Genomic DNA, 20,831 nt, shown 5'->3' with positions numbered 1-20,831 from the left:
TGACAATCTCCTTGGAATTCACAAAGGAATGAACATAGTGTTCATCCCTCAGTGTTTCAACTATTTAATGTCAAAATATTTGTAGAGATCCGCTAGCATGGCTTTGGCAGCCATCGAACCGCCCGCTAAATTCCAAGTAATCGTGTCTACTTTAAAATATTTGCCGTTCTTCACGCCCTTGAGATTTTTCCAGAGCGGGTGCGATGTCCAATCGTTCTGCGATTTCTCTACCGCAGGTTCCTCGGAACTCAGACGCGTAATATCAAAGATATACTCGCCATCCAACTGTGACATTTGCTCTTTTGTGGTGATATTGACAACCGCTTTGCCTTCTACAATTTGAGCTTTCGGACGCGGTAAACCAAGTTCCTTGAAGATTGTTCCAGCAAATCCTGTTGCATAGAAACGTGCACTGCCATCTCTCTCAAAACGGATAATGGAAACTTCGGCATTAGCAAGTTTGTTGCCAGCTTTCTGTTTAAACTCAGCTACCCCTTTATCCCAATCTGCGATAATCTTCGCACCTTCTTGCTCCTTATATAGGGCATCCGATGCATACTTCAAATTCGCTTTCCAGTCAAAAATTTCTTCCGTAATGAGCGTAGGCGCAATGCTTTCCAATTGCGGATAAATTTTCTCGTGACGAGCTTTGGTCCCGATAATCAAGTCTGGTTTCAAAGCTACGATCGCCTCAACGTTCGGCTGTGTTTCTTCACCTAGGTTCTTAACGCCTTCCATACTAGCTCTCAAATAGTTGTACCAAGGCTTCTCTTCCCATGACTCAACCGAACCGACTGGCTTGACGCCTAAGTGTGTAACGATATCCGTCATACCATTGAATAACACAACTACTCGTTCTGGTTTTTTCTTCAAAGTAACTGTCCCCATGGCATGTTTGATGGTTTTCTCTACGGCTGCTGCAGCCGTAGCTTTAGCCGCTTCTGGTGATGCACTTGGACTACTCGTACTGCTTGCATTTCCGCCTGTTGTCGAACTGCCACAAGCCGTCACGGCTAGTGCTAGCAACAGCACGATCATCATTTTTAAAGATTTCATTCGGTTTCTTCCTCCTTGTACAGCAAAGCACACACGGGTGATAAACACGCCATCTATTTAGAATGCTGATGCTGACTCCCTATTTTTTATGATTGATAATAATTCTCAGTCTCAATTATAAAGGGCATGTTTTCCAAAGTACATATCCGATTTTATCCGATTCGTGTACTGAATTTATCTTCGTTGGAATGTTCGTTGGAGAATTATTGGATATAAACTAGCTGGATAACATTGCCAATGGTTTTCTTTTGATTTATACTATACCTAGATATTCGATGCATCGCAATTCTATAGTCCAGAAGGAGCCAACCATGAAAATCAGTAAAGAACTTATGAAAGGAAGCACCGTCATTCTAATTCTTACCCTTTTGGATCGAAAGGACATGTACGGCTACGAGATGACCAAAGAGATGGAGAAGCATTCCGATGGCGTGTTCACCCTTAAGGAGGGAACCCTCTATCCGATTCTGCACACGTTGGAATCTGAAGGCTTTGTAGAGGCCTACTGGGATGAGAAAGACGGCCGCAAGCGCAAATATTACCGCCTAACGAAGCAAGGTAAAGGTGAGCTCAACGTCAAGAAACAGGAATGGTCACTTTTTCGCAATACAGTAGATCGTGTACTTGGGGAGGGCGGCGTATGAGCAGTTTCCGTGTTCGCCAGCATGAGGAAATCTCGCTTTTTCTGAAGCAGGTTTGTCGCGAAATTAAAGCAAAAGAGGTTCACAAGGAAGTCCGTATGGAGCTCCAAAGTCATTTGGAGGAATTAATTGAGGATAAGCTAAGTAACGGGGTTGAGTTGGATGCAGCAATCAAGGAATCCATTGCTCAAATGGGCATGCCTGATGCGATCGGGCAGCAATTCCATCTTGCTCATCGGCCTCGGTTTAATTGGGGGCTGCTGGCTGTTGTTGTGCTTTTTATGACGATTGGATTGGTTGCTATATTTTCTGCTCAGACTGCGCTAGTCAATCGTCTAGGCTTAACTTCTATCGGGCTCAAACAAATCGTGTATCTGGGCATTGGTTCATGTTTAATGTTGATCATTGGCTTTAGCAATTATAGGAAGTTAGCCAAGTTTTCCTGGGGACTTTATGTGGGGACTATTGCCTTGCTCATCTATGTCTACCTATTCGGGAATTTGACGAATGGATCTAGAGGGTATGTCAATTGGTACCCCTTCCAAATGAATATTCCAGCGCTCAGCCCCTATTTGCTGCTCATAGCTTTAGCAGGTATTTGGAGTACGTCACAGCGATTCGTTGCCAACGAATCCTTCATGACCGCATTCCTACGTAGGAGTTGGATCAATGTGGGAACTGTTTGGCTGGCAGGTTTGCTAATGTTGAGTATACATAATATAGATAATTTTATTCTATTCTTTATAGGATGTTTGACTTTGTTACAGGTTTTGAGAATGAAACACAGGGTGCTCATTGCTCATTGTAGTCTATTTACTGTTGCCTTGGGATGGTTCTTACTTAGTCAATCCTATAAATTAAACCGTATTTTCGCTTTTATACATCCAACTGAAGATACGCGAGGAATGAACTTCCTGCTTACCCAGTCCAAAATAGCGATGCAATCCGCTGGTTGGTCGGGACATGGATTTGGAGCCCCTCTTAACGCTTTGCCATATCTTCAAGCCGAAATGATGTTCCCTTTTCTCATCTATTGTTTTGGCTGGGGGGCTGGTATCGCTATGGTCATTATGGTAACTTTGTTCGTCCAACAAATGGTTGGCGTTTCTCGGAAGGCGAGAGATCCCTATGGCAAAGCTCTAGTATCCGGGTTATTGAGCCTGTTTGTCATACAATATGTGTGGAATATGCTCATGTGGATCGGTCTAGCTCCGTTTAGCTCTTTCCATCTCCCTCTTATAAGCTATAGCGGGTCTCTTGTCATTTTTCAATTCATAGCCCTTGGTCTCATCCTAAGTGTGTATCGACGCAAAGATCTCGGCACTCGGCAATTTACATAGGCGTACTGCTTACACCTTTTTCCACCTACTCAGCCCCTATCCCTTACCAATTTGTCCTAGGGACATATACTTAAGAGAGAACCCACAGGGAGGATCTGAGTGCAATGAAATCAGACCGCGTCACCATTATTATTGAAAAAGGCAAAAAGCGCATTATTGCGCAATCGCCCATTCATGGCATTAATCGATTGGTTTTCGTCATCAACCATCAATTTACGAATGCGCCTTATACAACGCAGCTCGCTAGTGGTGCAGGCCGCAGCTCTGCAGCTGGCAGCAACGCCGCCATTCAATCTCCGCATAGTCAGCAACAACAAAGTGTTGGTGCAGGTGGCAAAGCGAGAAACCGATTAGGGAAAAGCGCTAAAGGCAAGCTAGCTGGCAGTAAAAGCCTTACCGAAATCCGCCGTAAAGGCAAAGAAATCGTCGTTGTCATTAACGATCAAATCGTGAAACTACCCAAACATGCGGCGAATGCCTCAGCGACCCAGGTGGCAAGCGGAGCTGGCAAGTACAGCACAAGCGGAACCAACTCCGCCATCGAAAGTCCAGGCACGAAGCAGCAGGATGCCGTTGGCGGGAACGGGAAGGCTTCCAATACACTCGCTAGCAAGCGTAGGAAGAAGTAGCATGTGGGAGTAAAAAGGAGCTAAGCGATTGAAGTGACCCCCACAAGTTAGACACAGTCTACTACTTGGAGGTGCAGTTCAGATTAATTCGCTTAGCTCCTTTACTTTTGGCTGCATTGGTTGAGGCGGATTATTCCCTGTGGGTCAATTAGTCCGAATTTGCCCAACTAAATGGCTCGAAACAACCGTCACACATGGAAAGCTGGCCAATAGTTCGGCATAATCGGACTATTGGCCGTTTTTCTTAAGGAATCCTCGTTTTAGTTCGGTAAAATCGAACTATTGTTGAATGACTGCTCACGAACGATCCCTCATCTCATTTATCCAAAAAATAGTCATAGTAAGCACCTTGGATGAGCAATACGACGTCACCAAATACGCCAACACTAAAAAACAAGAAATAGTACGTTGCCTTAGATACATCTTTGTTAAATAGCTCCTTAAAAGCTTGAATGATTAATTTCTCAAATTTAAACCAATTTAATATCCAACCAATGAGAAGAAATGTGATAATTGTCATTCGTCACGCACCTCCGATTCATTGTTATAGCCGATCCCAAGCCACATACAGACACATCCCTGCGAGCACATAAAACGCTACAGATACCTTCACAATCCTTCGCATTTTAATCGCATATGTACAAAAAAAGATAGCCGCAGCAAGTTTACCTAAACTTTGGACATTCGTCGGAAACCCAGAACTACTAAAGATAATTGAAACAATCAATGTAGTAAGAACAAGTATTTTAAACCATAGTGGCTCTTTCAGAAATTGCTTATACATAAACTTAAACCGTTGCATACTCCCAGATCACCTTTCTCCAGTTAATTCATCCTTACTAGGTATTCTCCATTTTTATTAATATGCCTTCACTTCAAGCTCTAAACTTAGAACTACTAGTACTCTGCTACCACGACGTCTGCCACTTCTACTCTGCTTATTTTTACTCTACTTACTTATGCTTCATTTTTACTCCAACTCTATTCACATCTACTCTAACTACTTCTGCATCTACTGCGCCCTTACAATTCTCCTTCTCCTACTTTCATATGCAACCTCTGCCGTGACTTCAACTGGTAACTACTGCTACTTACAAAACTCCTAAAATGCACGCAACTAGTTCCTGACGACACCATTGCAACCATTATTCAACTAGCTAATCTGCTAATCACTAACCTAACTGTTATCGCCTACTGCCCTACCCTGCGCCTCACGAATCGTATTAAATGGATTTTATGTAGCTATTTTTACTGATTTTACTCGTTTAGAATCATTAGATGGATTTCATACAGTTAAATTCCACCTAAAGCGCAAATACCGATAATTCTGCTTATTTTAACTGTACATTTTCCATCTATTCACGAAATTCTTGGAAAAACAGCCTGATTACCTGTATATTTTCCATTTATTTTCCACATTCTCGCCAAAGGAAGAGCAATAGAGGGAAAGCGAGAGAAGGGAGGGACCCCGCGGGCGAGGCGAAGGACGGACACCCGTGACGACGGCGAGGCGGGCGAGGCGAAGGGCGGACACCCGTGACGACGGCGAGGCGGGCGAGGCGAAGGGCGGACACCCGTGACGACGGCGAGGCGGGCGAGGCGAAGGGCGGACACCCGTGACGACGGCGAGGCGGGATGACGCGCGAAGCGGGCGAGCGGAACGACGACCAGCAAGGTGAGCGGCTGAGCGGATCAACTTGCGCGCGGGACGAAGCGGTGAGGAAAACGAAGACGGCCAAGCCAAAAGAAGCCGCCGCGCAACGCGCGGCAAGCTCCTTAAGAACACCCAGCCGATAATCGGTTGGGTATCGTCACTATAGTGAAGCGGCTGCCTGGCTAAGCAGCGACATCAATTGCGCAGCATCGACCGCTTGTCCTTGGCGCAGCCTCACAGTCTTCCTCTCTGGTGGCCCATCGAACATGGGCTCCGGAAACGCAAGCCCGCTTGCGTTAAAAATCGTGAAACTTACAGCATCTTTCGATGTGGAGATAACGGCGGCGTATTTGCCATTTTTCAAAAAATGGGGCTTCTTATACTGTATACGTTCCGCCACATCGGGTATCGCCTGTAGCACCGTCTGACGCAATTGCGTGGCCAGCTCTCGCTGCCATGGTTCCTTTAAGATATCGATAAATTCGATTACTTCCTGGCTCATTTAACATTCACTCCTTCGTCGAACTGCTCTCTCGCTTGTAACATGTACCTCATTTCTTGTAAATCTGCTTCCAACGCCTGCCATTTACGCTGCTGTATGCAATTGGAATGCTCCTCGAGCTTTCGCATCTCAATCTCATACTCGCCACGATCGGCAGGAATCGGCATGCGGAGCGCCCAATGCAGAGCCTCTTCCTCGGAGCTGACTTCAATCAAGGTATATGCCGATAGGAACTCTTGGCTAACTGGAAAAGGCCCCGCCAATAACGTCGGCTCCCCGCCTTGTGATGGATAACAGATACGAATTCCAGCCCAGCTTGGCTGGAGCTCTTCTTCTGCAAGCAGGACCCCAGCGCTGGCTAACGCCTGCTTGTAGGCACTCATTTGATCGTTGTAGGTTGGGCTCATCTTCACTCTCGCTTCCGAGAATCCTGTTGCCTTCGCCATCAATATATAGCGCAACTAACGTTCCCCTCCTTCGCATTCGGCTGCCCGCTTCAACAAAACAGAACGTTCACGCTCATTCCTCGTCATGGATGCGGCTCGTTCAAATTCCATTCGGGCTTCCTCGGCTCGCCCTAGCTTCACGAGAAGATCACCGCGCACGCTCGGCAGCAGATGGTACCCTTGTAAAGCAGGTTCGGCATTCAGCTCATCAACTAGCTGCAGCCCAAATGCCGGACCAAAAGCCATCGAGATCGCAACGGCCCGGTTTAATTCCACAATTGGCGAAGGAGCTACGCGCGAAAGCGCTTCGTACAGAGCGGCAATTCGGACCCAATCCGTCTCCGCAGCAGTCACCGCCTGCGCGTGGCAGGCAGCAATGGCAGCTTGGAGCGAGTAGGGACCTAGCTGCCTTCCAATCTTGCGGCTGCGATCTAGAGCAGCCAAACCACGGCGGGTCAACAACTGATCCCACTTCCCCCGATTTTGATCCATAAGAAGGATGGGTTCCCCTTTGGTGTTTACTCTGGTTTTAAACCTCGATGATTGAATCTCCATTAAGGCTACCAGTCCGTGAACTTCCGGTTCCATGGGGCTAATCTCAGCGATCATCCGTCCAAGTCTTACTGCCTCCTGACACAGGATCGGTCGAAACCAGTGTTCCCCTGCGGTTGCCGAGTAACCTTCGTTAAACATCAAATAAATGACTTCAAGTACAGTAGACAGGCGATCTTGACGCTCTTCCGCTGATGGCACCTCGAAAGGGACTCCCTCGGCACTTAAAGTACGCTTCGCACGGACAATTCGCTGGGCAATCGTGGATTCAGCGACGAGGAACGAACGTGCAATTTCTTCTGTCGTCAGCCCGCATAGAAGCCGAAGCGTTAGCGCAACTCTAGCATCTTGAGATAACACCGGGTGACAGGTCATATAAATGAGACGAAGCAGATCGTCCCCAATATCCCCGTCCAAAGCCAGATCACTGTCCTCGATCGTATACATATCCATACTTTGTGCAATCTCAACATACTTCTGATCGCGCAATTTATTTCTGCGCATATGGTCAATCGCACGGCGCTTGGCAGTCGTCATTAACCAAGCACCAGGCTTGTCTGGAATTCCGATTTCCGGCCACCGATCTAAGGCGATTAACAGCGCATCTTGCGCAAAATCCTCCGCTAGTCCCACGTCTCGCGTCATTCGTGTTAGCCCAGCAATAATTTTAGCTGACTCTATTCGCCATATCGCATCTATCGTTCGATGTGTTAGAGATAAGCTCACGCTTTGTTCTGCTCCTGAGCTTGCTTGCGAATTGCTGCATCTTTCTCTAGCATTTCTGCATTATCCGTAATATCCTCCATTTCGAACACCTGTCTGAGTTCAATCTCACCTTGACCGAATCCATGAGGATCTGGCATACGCAATGCCCATTCCACGGCTTCTTCCCTCGATTTAACCTCAATTAACGTATAGCCCGCGATCATTTCTTTGGCTTCTGTGAATGGACCATCTACCACTTTCGGTTTGCCCCCCGGCTCCGGGTATGAAATTCGAATTGCACTTGAACTAGGTTGCAGACCATCGGCAGCCAGCAAAACACCGGCTTTCACGAGTTCCTCATTATACTTTTGCATCGCCTCAATAAGTTCCTGACTTGGTTTAGCCCCTGCCTCTGAATCTGTTGTTGCTTTCACGATCATCATAAATCTCATATGTGTTCTCCTCCTATAGTATGAATTTGTACCTGTTATTTTCCGCCTAAAAAGAAATCCCTAAGCGCCATCGAAATGAGTTTCGTATGGAGTTTCTTGGTATGTCCGAGCCCTTTCTTACTAAGTAGCTGCGCGTTAGGCAGTACGTCTGCCAGTTCCTGTGCGCCGTGACGCAGAGAAACCGGACTCTCCGTACCTTCAAGCACAAGCGTTGGCATCGTGACAGCTCGCCACAACTCTCTTGGCAGTGGCTTCCCATCGAAATAGCCTTCCAACAAAGCCGCATCATAAGGAAGTGTGTGTGCCACAGCCATGAGATTGGACCAAACCGATCGCATCATACGCATTATACGAACAACAAACGAAGGAGCCCCCATCCCCTGTGTCATAAAATACTTGATAGCCTCCGCCCGCTTATCCGAAGCAATGAGCTTCGTAACGTGCTGCACGAAATCTTGGGGCGCTTTGCGGTCTGTGGCTTTCACCACAAATGGGGGTTCATGCAATGCTAATTTTGTAATGTTGGCTCCCCTCGCTGCTGCCTGGAGTGCAAGTACCGCACCAGAGGACAATCCCCATACATACGCGGAACCGCCAGCCTCTTCAATCATCGCCTCAAGATCTTCGAACTCGCGCATTGTCTCGTAGGGCAATGTATTTCCGCTATCCCCTCGGCCTCGACGATCATAGTTATACACGGTGAAATCCTGCGAAAGCAACTTCGCGAGCTCCACCTGACCGGGAAATTTGCGATAGCTGAAAGCTCCCGCTACCAGAATGAGCGCTGGCCCTTGACCCCCTTTGTCATATGCGATTGTGGTACCGTCTCTCGATGTCGCTATGTGCATGTTAGTCTCCTTTTTTTCTCACAAATTTGCTCTCTATATGGACGACGAATTGATTTCGAAGAAATCGACACAGCGAGAAACTTTTTTTGAAAAAAACAAAAAAACTTCTTCCCCCTGTCCCTTTGGTAGTTTAACATTCTCTAATCAACAGGGAATCCCTTCCTATTTTCACCTAAAATAAGAGGTAACACCGTCCTTCGGGGACGGGAGTTGAGGAGTAGCAACGGACTAGGCTGGATACTTTTGCGTGCCCGGGATTAGTAGCCCTAGGAGATTAACTAGTTTACTTCCCAGACTGAGTAGCCCTAGGAGATTAACTAGTTTACTTCCCAGACTGAGCAGTCCTAGGAGATTAACTGGATTTCCTACATCTATTTTCGGCTAAAACTAGCCGTTGGGGAGTTTAACTGGATTTTCTACATCTAATTTTGCTCGTAATGTCCCATTTAGCGAAATTAATCTGGAATAACTGTAGAAAATCCAGTTAAATGGAGAAATACCGTGATTTCGCTTGAATTAGCTGTAGAAAATCCAGTTATTTGCTTAACCAGGGTGCCGAATCCCCGTCATTAATGAAAAAGCAGCCCCAGACACCAAGTGCCCTAGACTGCTTCTATTACTGGTTTGCATTACTACTTCTATCACTACATCTACAACTATTTCTTTCATTACTTCTACCACTACTTACTTCTACAACTACTTCTACTTCACCCTTACTATATCCGCTGCACCGCAAGCGCGCACTCGATCATCTCCACGTGCACTTCAGGAAATGCCTCGCGCAACAGCTGCACGACCGTCTTCATCCCTGCTTCCTCGCTCTTCTGATGCCCCGTTACAATCAGTGCCTTCGCAAGTCCCATATCCGCGGCGTCCCTCACATATTCGTTCGTTTCCCATTCATTGGTTTCACCGACAATCAGCAGGTCGATATCCTGACTTCCGAGGAATTGGATATGAGAACGGCCACCGGACGCGCCAGGCATAAGTCCCATACGCTTCACAGGAAGATCGGGATCCCCTGCTACGAGCATACTTTCTATGCCGAGTTTGCTTTTAAGATGAGCAGCAATTGTGCGTACGGTATGCGCTTCACTAGAAGGCAGCGTCAGCAGCTTCATTTCCTCTGGACTGCTATACGATTCCCATTCAAGCTGCTTCAGCATGCCGATTAGAATACCATCAGGTTCATAGCTATGTACATAATCGTGCAAACGGAAAATCGCAATACCCGATTCTTCAATTAGCGCACGCTTCTTTTCATACACAGGATTCCCGCTAAGCCACTCGCCTTCATCCATATGATTGTAATACGTCGGTTCGTGCGTGATGATGAGATCAACACCAGATTCAACTGCTTGCTTGATCGCTGCATACGTCGTCATAAATACAACAGCCACTTTTCGAACTTCCGCATCTAACCGTCCGCTTTTCAGCGTATCTACTGTCTTCTCTAGTTGTCCAACGGGTTCAATAAGACGATCTAGGACCATTTGTACCGTAATCATGATAAGTGAAACCTCCCCATATTTCGTAAAACTTACCTACATGTACTAGGAATACACGGGATGAACGATGCCAGATAACCATCAAACGGATATTCCCTTTTCGCAACCTTTTCCTTTAAAGCCGCCAACTCTTGCTCAGCCTTCTGAATCAGATCATCGGGATACCCGAATTGAATGGCATGGGCTGCGAATTCATCTTCGTCAACAACCTGCCATATACCATTTCTTCGCACATAATCTAAATCCAGATCGACAAAAGAAACTGTATTCCCCTCCATCACAGCCGGCTGATTGATATTACAATAGAACTGTTCTAACCTGCCGTCTACCACTTCCGCACTTACTGTAAACCAAGAGTCGAATGAGAAAAATTCAAGGGACCAATTATTAATCGTGAATACACTTTGCTTCGTATAATGATGCAGTTGTCTTCCGTACTCACCTAGAACAACAATATGTGAAGGAGTCTTTTCTAATAAGGTTGTATGCCATTCGTAATGTAGACGATTGCCATATTTTAATGCCTGAATTGTGATTTGCTTTGCCATTGTCCCGTCCTTCTACGCTTCGATCAGAAATCTGATTTCCCCCATGATCGCGTCAGGGAGCGGCTCGTTCATCAGTCTGTTCAATATTTCTTGATTGGCACCGATTTTCTTCAAATAGGACAGCAATACCGCCGCCTTCGCGCTCCTATTCATAAGGGCATAGGCAACATACCAAACTTCAGGGGAGCCAACTTGAATACCGTTCCATGAAGAGCTCGGAATAGAAGGGAGTCTGCATAGACTTCCGTCCGTATAGATGGAGAGTCCTCCGATGATCTCTACCTGAGGTGTGCCACTATGTACGACTAGCTTATACGCTGTGCCAAATGGATAGTCCCCACTCGTTATTTCTTCGACTTGCTCGTGAAGCAACGCATGTTTAACCCCCTCAAGAGGAGCTTCAACCATCACATCCCAATCACCCACCGTATCGGTTAAACCAAGGCTCAGCATTAACCCACTGCCACCTAACGAGTATCGAATGCCAGCTTGTTCTAAACTGCTAGTTACTGCAACTAGGCTCCTTATATCTGGATTCAATTAAAGCTCTCCTTTTTCATAAACAAATCATCTTCTTCTATTCTATCACGTTTCAATTCTTGTTCAATTCTTGTTCAATCCCATCCCCGTCGTTCGTTTCTGTTCCTGCCAGAAAGCATCCCACTTGCTTAACGTTTCCTCAATTGTGGCATTTCCTGACAGCATCGCCTGCCCGGAATCCATGGCTACCTTATCCCAACTGCTGTTGCCTGGATATTGAAATGGTGGTTTGAAGAGCAGGAAGATATCTGGCTTGAGCGTCATATCGAGCAAGGTTTTATAGGGGCCAGTTTGGAAAAAAGGATCAGAAAACGCGGAGGTGTGCGTCGGGATCAGGCCGTATTTTTTGGATAATTCCGTATTTGACTTAGCTCCAGAAAGAAAAGCGATCAGCTTCCATGCTTCAGCTTTATGTTTGGAATAGGAGGCCATCCCCCAGCCGGCACCGCCTACACTGACAAGTGCCTTCCCTTTGGGTCCTGTTGGCAGCGGCGCTGTTGCCCACGTTCCTGGCTGCATGGTATCTTGAATCGTTTGAATGACATCTGGATCCTGCAGCAAAATCCCTGTCACACCCGAGGTGAAAGCCTCCACCTGCTCTTGGAATCCCCAGTATAGCGAATCAGGTGGCGAAGCATCCTTATATAGATTTACATATAATTCCATTGCTTTTACCGCTTCAGGAGAGCTGTAGATGGTTGACCCATCATTAAGGAATTGACCGTCATCTAGATTAACGAGATCACTATTGTAAGCCCTGATCAACGAATCCGATATAGCAATCGCGCCTTTCGCGCCACGAAAGGAAAAGCCAAACTGATTTTTCGCAGGATCTGTTAGTTTTTTACTTACTTCATACAACTCTTCCCATGAAGAAGGTGGTTTAAGGCCGGCGTCCTCCAGCCAATCTTGGCGGTAGAACATTTGGCGTTGATATAAACCGTTCGCAATAAAGTAATTCTTACGGCCAACAAGGGAAATGGATTGAGCAGCATGGGAGAGCGTATTACTTTCATCCCAAGCGGATATGTATGTATTTAAAGGATCAATATAGCCTTGGCTTGCTAGATTAGCAACGTTAATATCTCTGACTTCCATAACATCGAGCTCTTGCTTCACATTCAGCATCGTCTTTATCGTAAGATCCGCCTGTGTAAAAGGTGGTGATATCAATTCGACATGGATATTCGGGTTTTGACTTTCGAATTGCGCAATTAAGCCTTTCAGAATGGCCGTTCGATTCGAATTGGTTAAGCTCTCGATCATACGCAGTGTTATTTTCGTGTCGTCCGTTGGCAATGAAGTTGGTATGGGGGCTTCCTGACTGGAACACCCCATTACGAACATCATAAGCACAATCCAATTGATAACGAGCAACCCTTTGTTTCTATCTCTTGGTTTTATTCTCTTCATGGTTCCCCCTCGCCCAACTCAAACGGTTAGCCACCTTGTAGAATTGTCATAGATGTGTCAAACACCCTTCTCTCTGCCAGCAATTCTGCGCATTCGCTTGACGGAATGGGACGGCTATAAATGTAACCTTGAATCTCATCGCAATTGCAGTCTTGTAACAGAGCCACTTGTTCCATTGACTCTACGCCTTCTGCTGTCACACGTAAATTCAAACTGTGTGCCATAACGATGATTGCTCCGACAATGGCACGCTCTTTCTCACTTCTGACAATATCATCGAGAAACGATTTATCAATTTTCAACCGCTGAATCGGGAAGTTTTTCAAATAATTTAAGGAAGAATAACCTGTACCGAAATCATCAATTGAGATTTTCACCCCTAAAGCATACAAGCCTTGTAAGGTTAGAATAACTTTCTCTACATCCTGCATCGCAATGGATTCTGTAATCTCTAATTCCAAATACTGCGGCTCCAAGCCTGTTTCCTCCAAGATTTGCGCCACAGTTTGTATGATTTCTGAATTCTGGAACTGGTGAAGGGATAAGTTCACTGCTACATGCACCTTAGGGAGCCCTGCATCTTGCCAGGCTTTGTTTTGCTTACACGCTGTGTATAGAATCCATTTGCCAATGGGCACGATCAGCCGCGAGTACTCAGCAATGGGAATAAACTCCGATGGTGGAATGAAACCATGCTTTGGATGCTTCCAGCGGGCTAGCGTTTCAACACCTAGGATACACCCGGAGTCTAGTTCAATTTGCGGCTGATAATAGAGCAATAACTCGTCACGCTCTATCGCATGTCGCAAATCTCTTTCCAAAGACAGCTTCGCATATGTATTTTTTTCCATCGTGGTGTTATAAAATTTATAATTATTTCTGCCGCTCTCCTTCGCACTGTACATCGCTGTATCCGCGTGCTTAGTTAAGCTCTGTATATCATTGCCATCATGCGGATATATACTAACACCTATACTAACAGAGACATAGAGCTCTTGCTCCTCATAATATACAGGCTTCTGAATGTGAGAAGTAATCTCCTGGATAATGGTCAAAATCACCTCTTGATCCCCAGTGTTCGGTATCAGAACGAGAAATTCGTCGCCGCCAAAGCGGGAGATCGTACAAGATTTATCCAACGTATTCTCTAGTCGCCGTGCTGTTTCAATTAGCAGTTTATCGCCAGCCTCGTGGCCAAATGTATCATTAATAATTTTGAACCTGTCCAAGTCTAGAAAGAGAACAGTAAATTCCAACTTATGTTGACGCGCGGTTTGAATTTCCTTATCAATAACTTCCATAAACAACTTCCGGTTTACTAAATCCGTCAAATGATCATGGAAAGCCATATATCGGATTTTCTTTGCATTACGCCGTCTTTGTAGGTAGTAGTTAAATAAGTAGGTCATGATCGCAATTCCGACCATACTAATCAACATACTATTGCCAATGGTGTTCGCATCTTTGAACAATTCCGAGCTTGGAAGCACAGCTTGTACGGTCCAATCACTAGCTGCTATTTTCTCCGCAACGATTAGCTGCATCTCCCCGTTCACCTTGACCGTTTTACTTGCAGAAGGATGTCCGGCACGAATCGGATTCGCTTCGAATACGTTAGGAATTCGATAGAAGTCGCCTTCTGTTTCTGAATTTGTTCTCGTCAACAATTGATTGGCCGGATTCAGAATGACCATTTCTCCATTCGGTATATCACTGATGGAACGCTTCAATACCTCAGAGCTGATCTCAATAAGAAGCACATATTTCATACCTGAACTCAATTTAATAAGCCGATTGATAGCAAACGACGGTTGCCCGATGTTCGAGTAGCCATATCTTTGCGTAGGAAGCCATCCGATTTCGCCATTCGCAATAACCGCCCTCTGAAACCACGCTTCCTTACTATACTCAATTGATTCTGCATGCAGCGTATCTGTTGTAATTTCTTTCAGCTTCGGATCCACCGGAATCAAATGGATATTCGTGATATCGCTTTTGCTAAAAAAACGAATGGCTAAGCTCTCTACAATTTTATTCTTTGCTACGAATTTATCGTTCTGACTAGTAAACACACTACCGTATACCTGGAGTTGATTCAACATATCCTCATCGGTCAAGATGTTAAAGGTTACATCCTCGTAATTCTGGAAAATAATATTTAACGTGTCTCTGGTTTGCGCAACCGTTTGTTTGGTAGTTGAGGTCATCTTGTCTACGACAATCTGTTGTGAATGGGAGTAAGAAAAAAAACTGAATCCAACAAATAAAATCGCCGTACTGCCAACTGCCCAGACCAACAGCCTCAGACCCACCGACTGTACGCCCGGGGCCTTGCGGAACAAGTTGAAATGATGCCGCCATTGCCTCGCGAGCCTGGTTATTAGGTGTATCAAAAGAATGGTCAACTCCTGTCTACTGCTGTCTAATACTGTCTACTATTGTCTAATACTGTCATTTACAGTTAGCTCTATCATAACCTAAAATTGTTTAATATCTATATAAAAAATCATTAATAATGTATTAGCATTACAATTAAACTGCAAAAAGGACTACCCTAGTTGGGGCAGCCCTTGAGAATAGTCAGGATCCTCTTCCATCAACTCCGGATAACCCGCTTCTCCTTCGCTTCCTTAAGCCATAACGGAAATTCATTCAGCAGCTGATTATATAAATCTTCATCCGATATCTTAGCAATATCTTTAATATGGATAAAATTAGCGTTGTCTACAATTCGACCTTCCATCGTATCCAGCTGCTTCAGGACTTCGAAATCGGAATTGCCAATTCCGACGAATTGCCAAAAGAGTGGTTGAAGTGAGGATTCCACGATTACTTTTTTTATAGATTTTACAACTCCACCATCGTTAATAAAAATAACGAACGCGGGAAGCGGTGAATCCTCTTCAACTGTATATTTACGGATCACATCATTCATAACCGGAGGTTCATTATTACGACCAAACTTATGGATATTTCGGTTATTCAGAATATGTTTTTCCACATATTGATCAAAATCCCGCTCCGTTGCAGAAGGCAATCGACTAAATTCGTTGTCATACACCCACACATCCAGAGTCGCATTATCATCAAATTGACATGCTACAGCGAGTATCCGTTCAACAACCTCCTGAACGGTCCCGTTTCTATACAAGGAAATCATAGATCCGGAGATGTCGAGCACTAAACCAACTCTTGCAGCAACATGTTTCATCTTTTTCTTTTCTAGTGTGATTTGAACAATTTTCTTGCGCAGATCAATCGTCGAGAGGACTGGTTTGGCCTCTATTTCAACCGTTTCTTGTGCTGCTTCCTCTTCGATCACTAGGCCAAAGTTCGTACATAACGCTGCTAATCCGCCAAAAAAACCACTGCCAATTGCATTAAATTTCCACTCACCATTGTGCCTATATAACTCACCAACGACGATTGCTGTTTCTTGTGACAAGTCTGATCCATATTCATAACGAAATAGTTCTTCGTTACGATCGGCATCCAGGAGTCTGACATACCGATTGGAGACATCTTTCATACTGTATCCGTTCTTCTCACCTTCATGAATCGTTAGTGAAAAAGCAATCTTAGCTGTCGTTGCTGGGATCTTCGCCAAACATAGGGAGATGGCTTCTTTGTCTTGTCCACCAGCTTGACCATGCATCACCGCCCCATTTAGCGCAGATGGATTTCCGTAGAAGATAAAATCTTCATCTTTCTCGCACCGGTTAGCATCAGACAATATAAAACAAGATGAATCAATGCTCAATTTCGAGTCCGCTGACCATCCAAATTGCAATTTTACGTTGGATAACCCTTTTCCCTTGGTTACATCTATCTTTTGTCCTTTTGAGAGAAGCATATGTATATCTCCTTCCTATTGAAGAATATCGTCATATCTTCAACAGTACCATACAATGTTGAACTCTCAAAAAGAAAATTATGCAGCCCTACCCAATGGGCAAGTTCGAGGCTGATATGATGAGACGCACGACGGAGTGCAATATCGGTCTTGAGAACGATCATAAATAACTGAGTATGCAATATACTGTTTATACGATCGACAATTAAAAGAACGGGGAGATAATGAATGACGACAAATTCCATTGAAGTTATGGGCTTGCGCAAAAGCTTTGGCAAACAAACCGTATTGGATGGCATTGATTTACAGGTGGGGAAAGGTACAATATTCGCACTGCTTGGGCCTAACGGAGCTGGGAAAACGACATTAATTCATATTTTGTCCACGTTATCCGAGCCTGACAGCGGGGTTGCGCGAATCGATGGTTATGACGTGATCGATGACCGCAAAGCAGTTCGCGGTTTAATTACACTCACTGGGCAATTTGCTGCGGTAGATGAGGTGCTAACAGGTCTGGAAAATATCATTATGATGTGCCGGCTAGCTGGCTTATCTGCGGGTGAGTCCCGCGTCCGTGCAGCTGAGCTTCTTAAGCAATTCGATTTGGAGGCCGCAGCTGGCAAGCGTGTGAAATCCTACTCTGGCGGCATGCGGCGCCGATTGGATCTGGCGGTCAGCCTCGTCGTTAGTCGTCCGGTACTCTTCCTCGATGAACCTACGACGGGCTTGGACACCGTCAGCCGTAGATCCCTGTGGGAGACTATCCTCCAGTTGAAGCAGCAAGGCATGACGATCTTGTTGACGACGCAATATCTGGAAGAGGCAGATCAGCTTGCAGACGAAATTGCTGTGCTGAATCATGGACGCATCGTTGCATCCGGCTCTGCGGAATCATTGAAAGCACGTGTCGGCGGCGAAGTCATTGAGCTGCGGAACACGTTGGACGAAGTCATCCTATCCCTACCGACGAGTGGCACTGTTCAAGATGTTAGCCGAACGTTGAACGAAATTGCGGGCTCGTGCCCGCCAGGAACACGCATCTATATCCGCAAACCAAGTATGGATGACGTCTTCCTTGCGTTGACGACAACTGATAATAAGGAGGCTTCCCTCGTATGAGTGATTTCCATGCGCTGAAGAACGTACAGCCGATGAATCTGAACAACCCTCGACCAAACATGAATAATCTGGCTATGCCAAAGCCAGCTTCATTCGCAGCAACCAACGCCGTCTTCGTTGGACGGAGCATCCGTCACAGCTTGCGCAACATCGAGTCGCTCATGATGGCCATCATGCTGCCTGTTATGTTGATGCTGCTGTTTACCTATATTTTCGGCGGCGCCCTTGATCCGAGCGGGAATTATGTGAACTATGTCGTACCAGGCATCATCTTGTTATGCGCAGGCTTCGGCTCATCAAGCACAGCTGTTGATGTAGCGACCGATATGACCAATGGCATTATCAATCGCTTCCGAACGATGCCGATCAGCAGTATCAGTGTCATTACGGGGCATGTCGCCGCAAGCCTAGCCCGTAACTTGCTTGCTACTTGTATGGTCATCGGCGTTGCCCTGCTCGTTGGTTTTCGTCCAAATGCAACCTTCATCGAGTGGCTTGGAGCCATTGGCCTCATCATCTTGTTCATTCTAACCTTTACCTGGCTGTTCGCCGCGATTGGCCTCGTCACAGGCAGCCCTTCGGCTGCCAGCGGCTATGGATTCGCACTGCTGTTCCTCCCTTATCTGTCCAGCGCTTTCGTCCCAACGAACACGATGCCGTCTTGGATGCAAGGGTTCGCTAACCATCAGCCGATCACGCCGGTTATCGAGACCATCCGCGGATTGCTAATGGGCACACCGGTGCTGAACAACGGTTGGTGGGCCGTTGGCTGGTGCGTTACCTTGCTAATTATTGCTATTGGTTGGTGTTTACTCTCATTCCGTAGGAAGAGCGGGAAGTGACTGGGAATCTTCGCAAACGAGGAGTTAGGTGCAGGGTGAGTGAAACCCCCGTGCAGCATGCTCGGGTAAATAACGCTATGCTATCATCTTATATGGCCGCTACCGAACTAGACCTATTTAACGTTATGCAGTAACGCTATTCTCCTTTAATTAGCTCATTCCCCCCTAAAAGGAGGAAATAGTGTTATGCCATCATTCTATTTCCCTTGAATGTGATCGATTTGCCGAAATAGCGTTATGGAGTAACGCTAAGCACAAGGATAGCCGCAGGCCATCAGACAAAACACATAGTACTCAACATGAAACACGCGATCATGATCACGTTCTAAATACAACTTAGGTGGACATCGACTAGCACACCAGTTGTTTTACTGATGGTCGATGAGATGTAACTCAGCGTGAAGTAACCTGTCACTTGCACGCATTTTCTTTTTAAGCAGCTAGCTCAATCTAACAGATCGCACTTTTGCATTTTTCTAAGCCTAATAAATGGCTACTGGGACTCCCTCTATCTATCTCTGACTGAACAGTATTTCGTTCAATAAATCATGCTACGAAAGGAAATAACACTCCAATGAAGAATGAGTATGTAAATCATTTGAAAATAAGGAGTATGATACCTTTACATGTACATTCAGTCTAAGATTTTAGCAAAAACCGCATTAGCTTTAGGTTTAATACTGAATTTCACCATTACGACTTCTATCCCGCATATCCATGCTGAAGGAGCTAGTATTGGCTGGAAGGATATCGCTGTAGGTGGACGTGTCAGCCTAGGAATCAAAAACGACGGCACCGTTTGGGCATGGGGAGAAACGAATCGTAATGGTGTTTTTGGCAATGGCGAAAAAGGTCCAAGTGCTACGAACACGAAAGTTCCTACTCAGGTAAAAGAATTGAATAATGTCATCTCCATCGCTGCTGGTTCCGAGCACGCACTTGCTGTTAAAAAAGATGGCACAGTGTGGGTATGGGGTGACAATTTAGGCGGGCAAATCGGTGATGGTATGCAGACATCTCTGGAGACAGGCTCAGGCAAAATGGTTATCGACAATAACCGAGCTCTCCCACATCAAGTGGAAGGATTATCAAATGTGGTTTCGGTTTGGGGAGCTTGGGGGAAAAGTTATGCGATTAAAGATGACGGTACCTTATGGGCTTGGGGAGGCATCTACTATAAGAAACCCGATGGGTCTACAGGCACCTACACGTATCCTGTCCAATTAAGATTTCAAAATGTGAGTAGTATTTCTACAGGATATGGCGACAATCTCGTAGTTCTTGGAAAAGATGGAGCAGTATGGACGTTAAATCAAGGAGCAATCGTTAAGATAGATGGACTCAGTGATATTACAGCTATCGCTGCAGGCGGAGCCAATTCATATGCACTACAAAAGGATGGCACCGTTTGGGCCTTTGGCTCAAGTGGTCAAGGTGTTGTCGCTGGACAAGACACAGCTAATAAATCCGCTCCTCAGAAGGTACAAGGTATCCAAGACATTATTGATATCCGCGCCACCGCTGGCGGTCCCCTTTACCTAAAGAAAGATGGTACTGTCTGGACAAGTGGGAATAACCGTGGCGGTCAATTAGGCATTGGAACCTATGATAATAGTGATGTCCCTGTACAGGTCAATAACTTGATGAAAGTCACAAAAATCGGAGCACATGGGACTGGTTTTCGTTCCTTGGCACTTAGAGAAGATGGCACACTTTGGTCGTGGGGCGGCGGTTATTCCGGAGACGGTACAGAGTGGTATCGGACAGAGCCTGTTTGGATAAAGAGTAGAAATGAAGAAGCTCCACCTCAAACTACTCTAATTTCTGTACGTCTAGATGGGACATTGCTCTCGTTCGAGCAGCAACCTATGATGATGAATGGCAGTACACTGGTTCCCTTACGTAAAATATTCGAATCAATAGGTGCCGTGGTTACTTGGGACGCTGCTTCATCAACCATTACAGCAACCAAAGGCAACAGCGTTCTGACCTTGGTCGTAGGAAACCCGACGGGCATCTTGAATGGGCAGTCAATTACGCTTGACGCTCCTCCTACCAATGTGAATGGGAGCACGCTAGTGCCTGTCCGTATAGCCGAATCACTAGGTAGCAAGGTTACCTGGGTTCCTGAAACGCAGACCGTTAACATCCTTACGAAATGAAAAAAGGCCATTCCTTCTTAT

Annotated in this window: 20 protein-coding genes and 1 pseudogene; 6 read left to right on the top strand and 15 right to left on the bottom strand. The window is 45.8% G+C overall.

Features of this window, described 5'->3' with window-relative positions; genetic code table 11:
- Nucleotides 1-60: 60 nt before the first annotated feature.
- Entirely contained in the window at nucleotides 61-1,056 is a 996-nt protein-coding gene (locus tag A8708_RS24635) for an ABC transporter substrate-binding protein (protein WP_068667963.1), read from the bottom strand.
- Nucleotides 1,057-1,367: 311 nt separating this feature from the next.
- On the opposite strand from A8708_RS24635, the gene A8708_RS24630 reads away from it, so the two are divergent.
- From A8708_RS24630 to A8708_RS24620, 3 genes are all read left to right on the top strand, one after another.
- Nucleotides 1,368-1,700: a PadR family transcriptional regulator gene (locus tag A8708_RS24630; RefSeq protein WP_068667962.1), complete on the top strand. Its 333-nt coding sequence runs from the start codon at nucleotides 1,368-1,370 to the stop codon at nucleotides 1,698-1,700.
- Nucleotides 1,697-3,037, top strand: a complete 1,341-nt coding sequence (locus tag A8708_RS24625) for an FtsW/RodA/SpoVE family cell cycle protein (RefSeq protein WP_068667961.1) — start codon at nucleotides 1,697-1,699, stop codon at nucleotides 3,035-3,037. The genes A8708_RS24630 and A8708_RS24625 overlap by 4 nt, the downstream gene beginning before the upstream one ends.
- A gap of 104 nt (nucleotides 3,038-3,141) precedes the next feature.
- Nucleotides 3,142-3,666, top strand: coding sequence for a hypothetical protein (locus A8708_RS24620; protein WP_068667960.1), 525 nt, complete (start codon nucleotides 3,142-3,144; stop codon nucleotides 3,664-3,666).
- A 316-nt stretch (nucleotides 3,667-3,982) separates the two neighbouring features.
- Here the strand turns inward: A8708_RS24620 and A8708_RS24615 are convergent, their stop codons facing one another.
- From A8708_RS24615 to A8708_RS36625, 14 genes and pseudogenes are all read right to left on the bottom strand, one after another.
- Nucleotides 3,983-4,186, bottom strand: coding sequence for a hypothetical protein (locus A8708_RS24615; RefSeq protein WP_068667959.1), 204 nt, complete (start codon nucleotides 4,184-4,186; stop codon nucleotides 3,983-3,985).
- A gap of 24 nt (nucleotides 4,187-4,210) precedes the next feature.
- Nucleotides 4,211-4,450: a hypothetical protein gene (locus tag A8708_RS24610; protein WP_204787629.1), complete on the bottom strand. Its 240-nt coding sequence runs from the start codon at nucleotides 4,448-4,450 to the stop codon at nucleotides 4,211-4,213.
- 1,030 nt (nucleotides 4,451-5,480) lie between these two features.
- Nucleotides 5,481-5,822, bottom strand: a complete 342-nt coding sequence (locus tag A8708_RS24605; protein WP_068667957.1) for a DUF1801 domain-containing protein — start codon at nucleotides 5,820-5,822, stop codon at nucleotides 5,481-5,483.
- Entirely contained in the window at nucleotides 5,819-6,283 is a 465-nt protein-coding gene (locus tag A8708_RS24600; protein WP_068667956.1) for a YciI family protein, read from the bottom strand. The genes A8708_RS24605 and A8708_RS24600 overlap by 4 nt, the downstream gene beginning before the upstream one ends.
- Nucleotides 6,284-7,546, bottom strand: a complete 1,263-nt coding sequence (locus A8708_RS24595) for an RNA polymerase sigma factor (protein ID WP_068667955.1) — start codon at nucleotides 7,544-7,546, stop codon at nucleotides 6,284-6,286.
- Complete coding sequence (locus tag A8708_RS24590; protein WP_068667954.1) at nucleotides 7,543-7,977, bottom strand: YciI family protein; 435 nt, start codon at nucleotides 7,975-7,977, stop codon at nucleotides 7,543-7,545. Before A8708_RS24590 ends, A8708_RS24595 begins: the two co-directional genes overlap by 4 nt.
- A gap of 35 nt (nucleotides 7,978-8,012) precedes the next feature.
- Nucleotides 8,013-8,825 (bottom strand): alpha/beta fold hydrolase, encoded by an 813-nt coding sequence (locus A8708_RS24585; protein ID WP_068667953.1) that lies wholly within the window; start codon nucleotides 8,823-8,825, stop codon nucleotides 8,013-8,015.
- A 716-nt stretch (nucleotides 8,826-9,541) separates the two neighbouring features.
- Nucleotides 9,542-10,333, bottom strand: a complete 792-nt coding sequence (locus tag A8708_RS24580; protein WP_082927774.1) for a Nif3-like dinuclear metal center hexameric protein — start codon at nucleotides 10,331-10,333, stop codon at nucleotides 9,542-9,544.
- A gap of 32 nt (nucleotides 10,334-10,365) precedes the next feature.
- Nucleotides 10,366-10,881, bottom strand: a complete 516-nt coding sequence (locus A8708_RS24575) for a DUF402 domain-containing protein (RefSeq protein ID WP_068667951.1) — start codon at nucleotides 10,879-10,881, stop codon at nucleotides 10,366-10,368.
- Nucleotides 10,882-10,893: 12 nt separating this feature from the next.
- Nucleotides 10,894-11,421, bottom strand: a complete 528-nt coding sequence (locus A8708_RS24570) for a hypothetical protein (protein WP_157265021.1) — start codon at nucleotides 11,419-11,421, stop codon at nucleotides 10,894-10,896.
- A gap of 63 nt (nucleotides 11,422-11,484) precedes the next feature.
- The gene (locus A8708_RS24565; protein WP_239696836.1) at nucleotides 11,485-12,834 is read right to left on the bottom strand and encodes an ABC transporter substrate-binding protein; all 1,350 of its coding nucleotides are present in this window, start codon (nucleotides 12,832-12,834) and stop codon (nucleotides 11,485-11,487) included.
- 26 nt (nucleotides 12,835-12,860) lie between these two features.
- On the bottom strand, nucleotides 12,861-15,176 hold the full coding sequence (locus A8708_RS24560; RefSeq protein WP_204787628.1) for a bifunctional diguanylate cyclase/phosphodiesterase: 2,316 nt from the start codon (nucleotides 15,174-15,176) through the stop codon (nucleotides 12,861-12,863).
- A 254-nt stretch (nucleotides 15,177-15,430) separates the two neighbouring features.
- On the bottom strand, nucleotides 15,431-16,045 hold the full coding sequence (locus A8708_RS36630) for a vWA domain-containing protein (RefSeq protein WP_068667991.1): 615 nt from the start codon (nucleotides 16,043-16,045) through the stop codon (nucleotides 15,431-15,433).
- Between the two features lie 129 nt (nucleotides 16,046-16,174).
- Nucleotides 16,175-16,687: pseudogene (locus A8708_RS36625) on the bottom strand (TerD family protein); the annotation flags it as partial.
- 228 nt (nucleotides 16,688-16,915) lie between these two features.
- On the opposite strand from A8708_RS36625, the gene A8708_RS24550 reads away from it, so the two are divergent.
- The 3 genes from A8708_RS24550 (at nucleotide 16,916) to A8708_RS24540 (ending at nucleotide 20,810) form a co-directional block, all read left to right on the top strand.
- Nucleotides 16,916-17,806 carry an ATP-binding cassette domain-containing protein gene (locus A8708_RS24550; RefSeq protein ID WP_068667948.1) on the top strand — a complete coding sequence of 297 codons (891 nt, stop codon included), beginning with the start codon at nucleotides 16,916-16,918 and terminating at the stop codon, nucleotides 17,804-17,806.
- 74 nt (nucleotides 17,807-17,880) lie between these two features.
- Nucleotides 17,881-18,648 carry an ABC transporter permease gene (locus A8708_RS24545; protein WP_239696839.1) on the top strand — a complete coding sequence of 256 codons (768 nt, stop codon included), beginning with the start codon at nucleotides 17,881-17,883 and terminating at the stop codon, nucleotides 18,646-18,648.
- A gap of 626 nt (nucleotides 18,649-19,274) precedes the next feature.
- Nucleotides 19,275-20,810 carry a stalk domain-containing protein gene (locus A8708_RS24540; protein WP_068667947.1) on the top strand — a complete coding sequence of 512 codons (1,536 nt, stop codon included), beginning with the start codon at nucleotides 19,275-19,277 and terminating at the stop codon, nucleotides 20,808-20,810.
- The last annotated feature ends 21 nt before the right edge of the window (nucleotides 20,811-20,831 follow it).

The sequence above is a fragment of the Paenibacillus oryzisoli genome (assembly GCF_001653565.1).
Taxonomy (GTDB): Bacteria; Bacillota; Bacilli; order Paenibacillales; family NBRC-103111; genus Paenibacillus_E; species Paenibacillus_E oryzisoli.
Note: the sequence above shows the minus strand (reverse complement) of the source record. Positions and strands in the feature narration are given on the sequence as shown.

Coding starts and splice junctions, on each gene's coding strand:
- A8708_RS24575 (WP_068667951.1), bottom strand. CDS start 10,881: ATGGCAAAGCAAATCACAATTCAGGCATTAAAATATGGCAATCGTCTA.
- A8708_RS24585 (WP_068667953.1), bottom strand. CDS start 8,825: ATGCACATAGCGACATCGAGAGACGGTACCACAATCGCATATGACAAA.
- A8708_RS24590 (WP_068667954.1), bottom strand. CDS start 7,977: ATGAGATTTATGATGATCGTGAAAGCAACAACAGATTCAGAGGCAGGG.
- A8708_RS24625 (WP_068667961.1), top strand. CDS start 1,697: ATGAGCAGTTTCCGTGTTCGCCAGCATGAGGAAATCTCGCTTTTTCTG.
- A8708_RS24550 (WP_068667948.1), top strand. CDS start 16,916: ATGACGACAAATTCCATTGAAGTTATGGGCTTGCGCAAAAGCTTTGGC.
- A8708_RS24565 (WP_239696836.1), bottom strand. CDS start 12,834: ATGAAGAGAATAAAACCAAGAGATAGAAACAAAGGGTTGCTCGTTATC.
- A8708_RS24615 (WP_068667959.1), bottom strand. CDS start 4,186: ATGACAATTATCACATTTCTTCTCATTGGTTGGATATTAAATTGGTTT.
- A8708_RS36630 (WP_068667991.1), bottom strand. CDS start 16,045: ATGAAACATGTTGCTGCAAGAGTTGGTTTAGTGCTCGACATCTCCGGA.
- A8708_RS24540 (WP_068667947.1), top strand. CDS start 19,275: ATGTACATTCAGTCTAAGATTTTAGCAAAAACCGCATTAGCTTTAGGT.
- A8708_RS24545 (WP_239696839.1), top strand. CDS start 17,881: ATGCCAAAGCCAGCTTCATTCGCAGCAACCAACGCCGTCTTCGTTGGA.
- A8708_RS24605 (WP_068667957.1), bottom strand. CDS start 5,822: ATGAGCCAGGAAGTAATCGAATTTATCGATATCTTAAAGGAACCATGG.
- A8708_RS24630 (WP_068667962.1), top strand. CDS start 1,368: ATGAAAATCAGTAAAGAACTTATGAAAGGAAGCACCGTCATTCTAATT.
- A8708_RS24610 (WP_204787629.1), bottom strand. CDS start 4,450: ATGTATAAGCAATTTCTGAAAGAGCCACTATGGTTTAAAATACTTGTT.
- A8708_RS24620 (WP_068667960.1), top strand. CDS start 3,142: ATGAAATCAGACCGCGTCACCATTATTATTGAAAAAGGCAAAAAGCGC.
- A8708_RS24635 (WP_068667963.1), bottom strand. CDS start 1,056: ATGAAATCTTTAAAAATGATGATCGTGCTGTTGCTAGCACTAGCCGTG.
- A8708_RS24580 (WP_082927774.1), bottom strand. CDS start 10,333: ATGATTACGGTACAAATGGTCCTAGATCGTCTTATTGAACCCGTTGGA.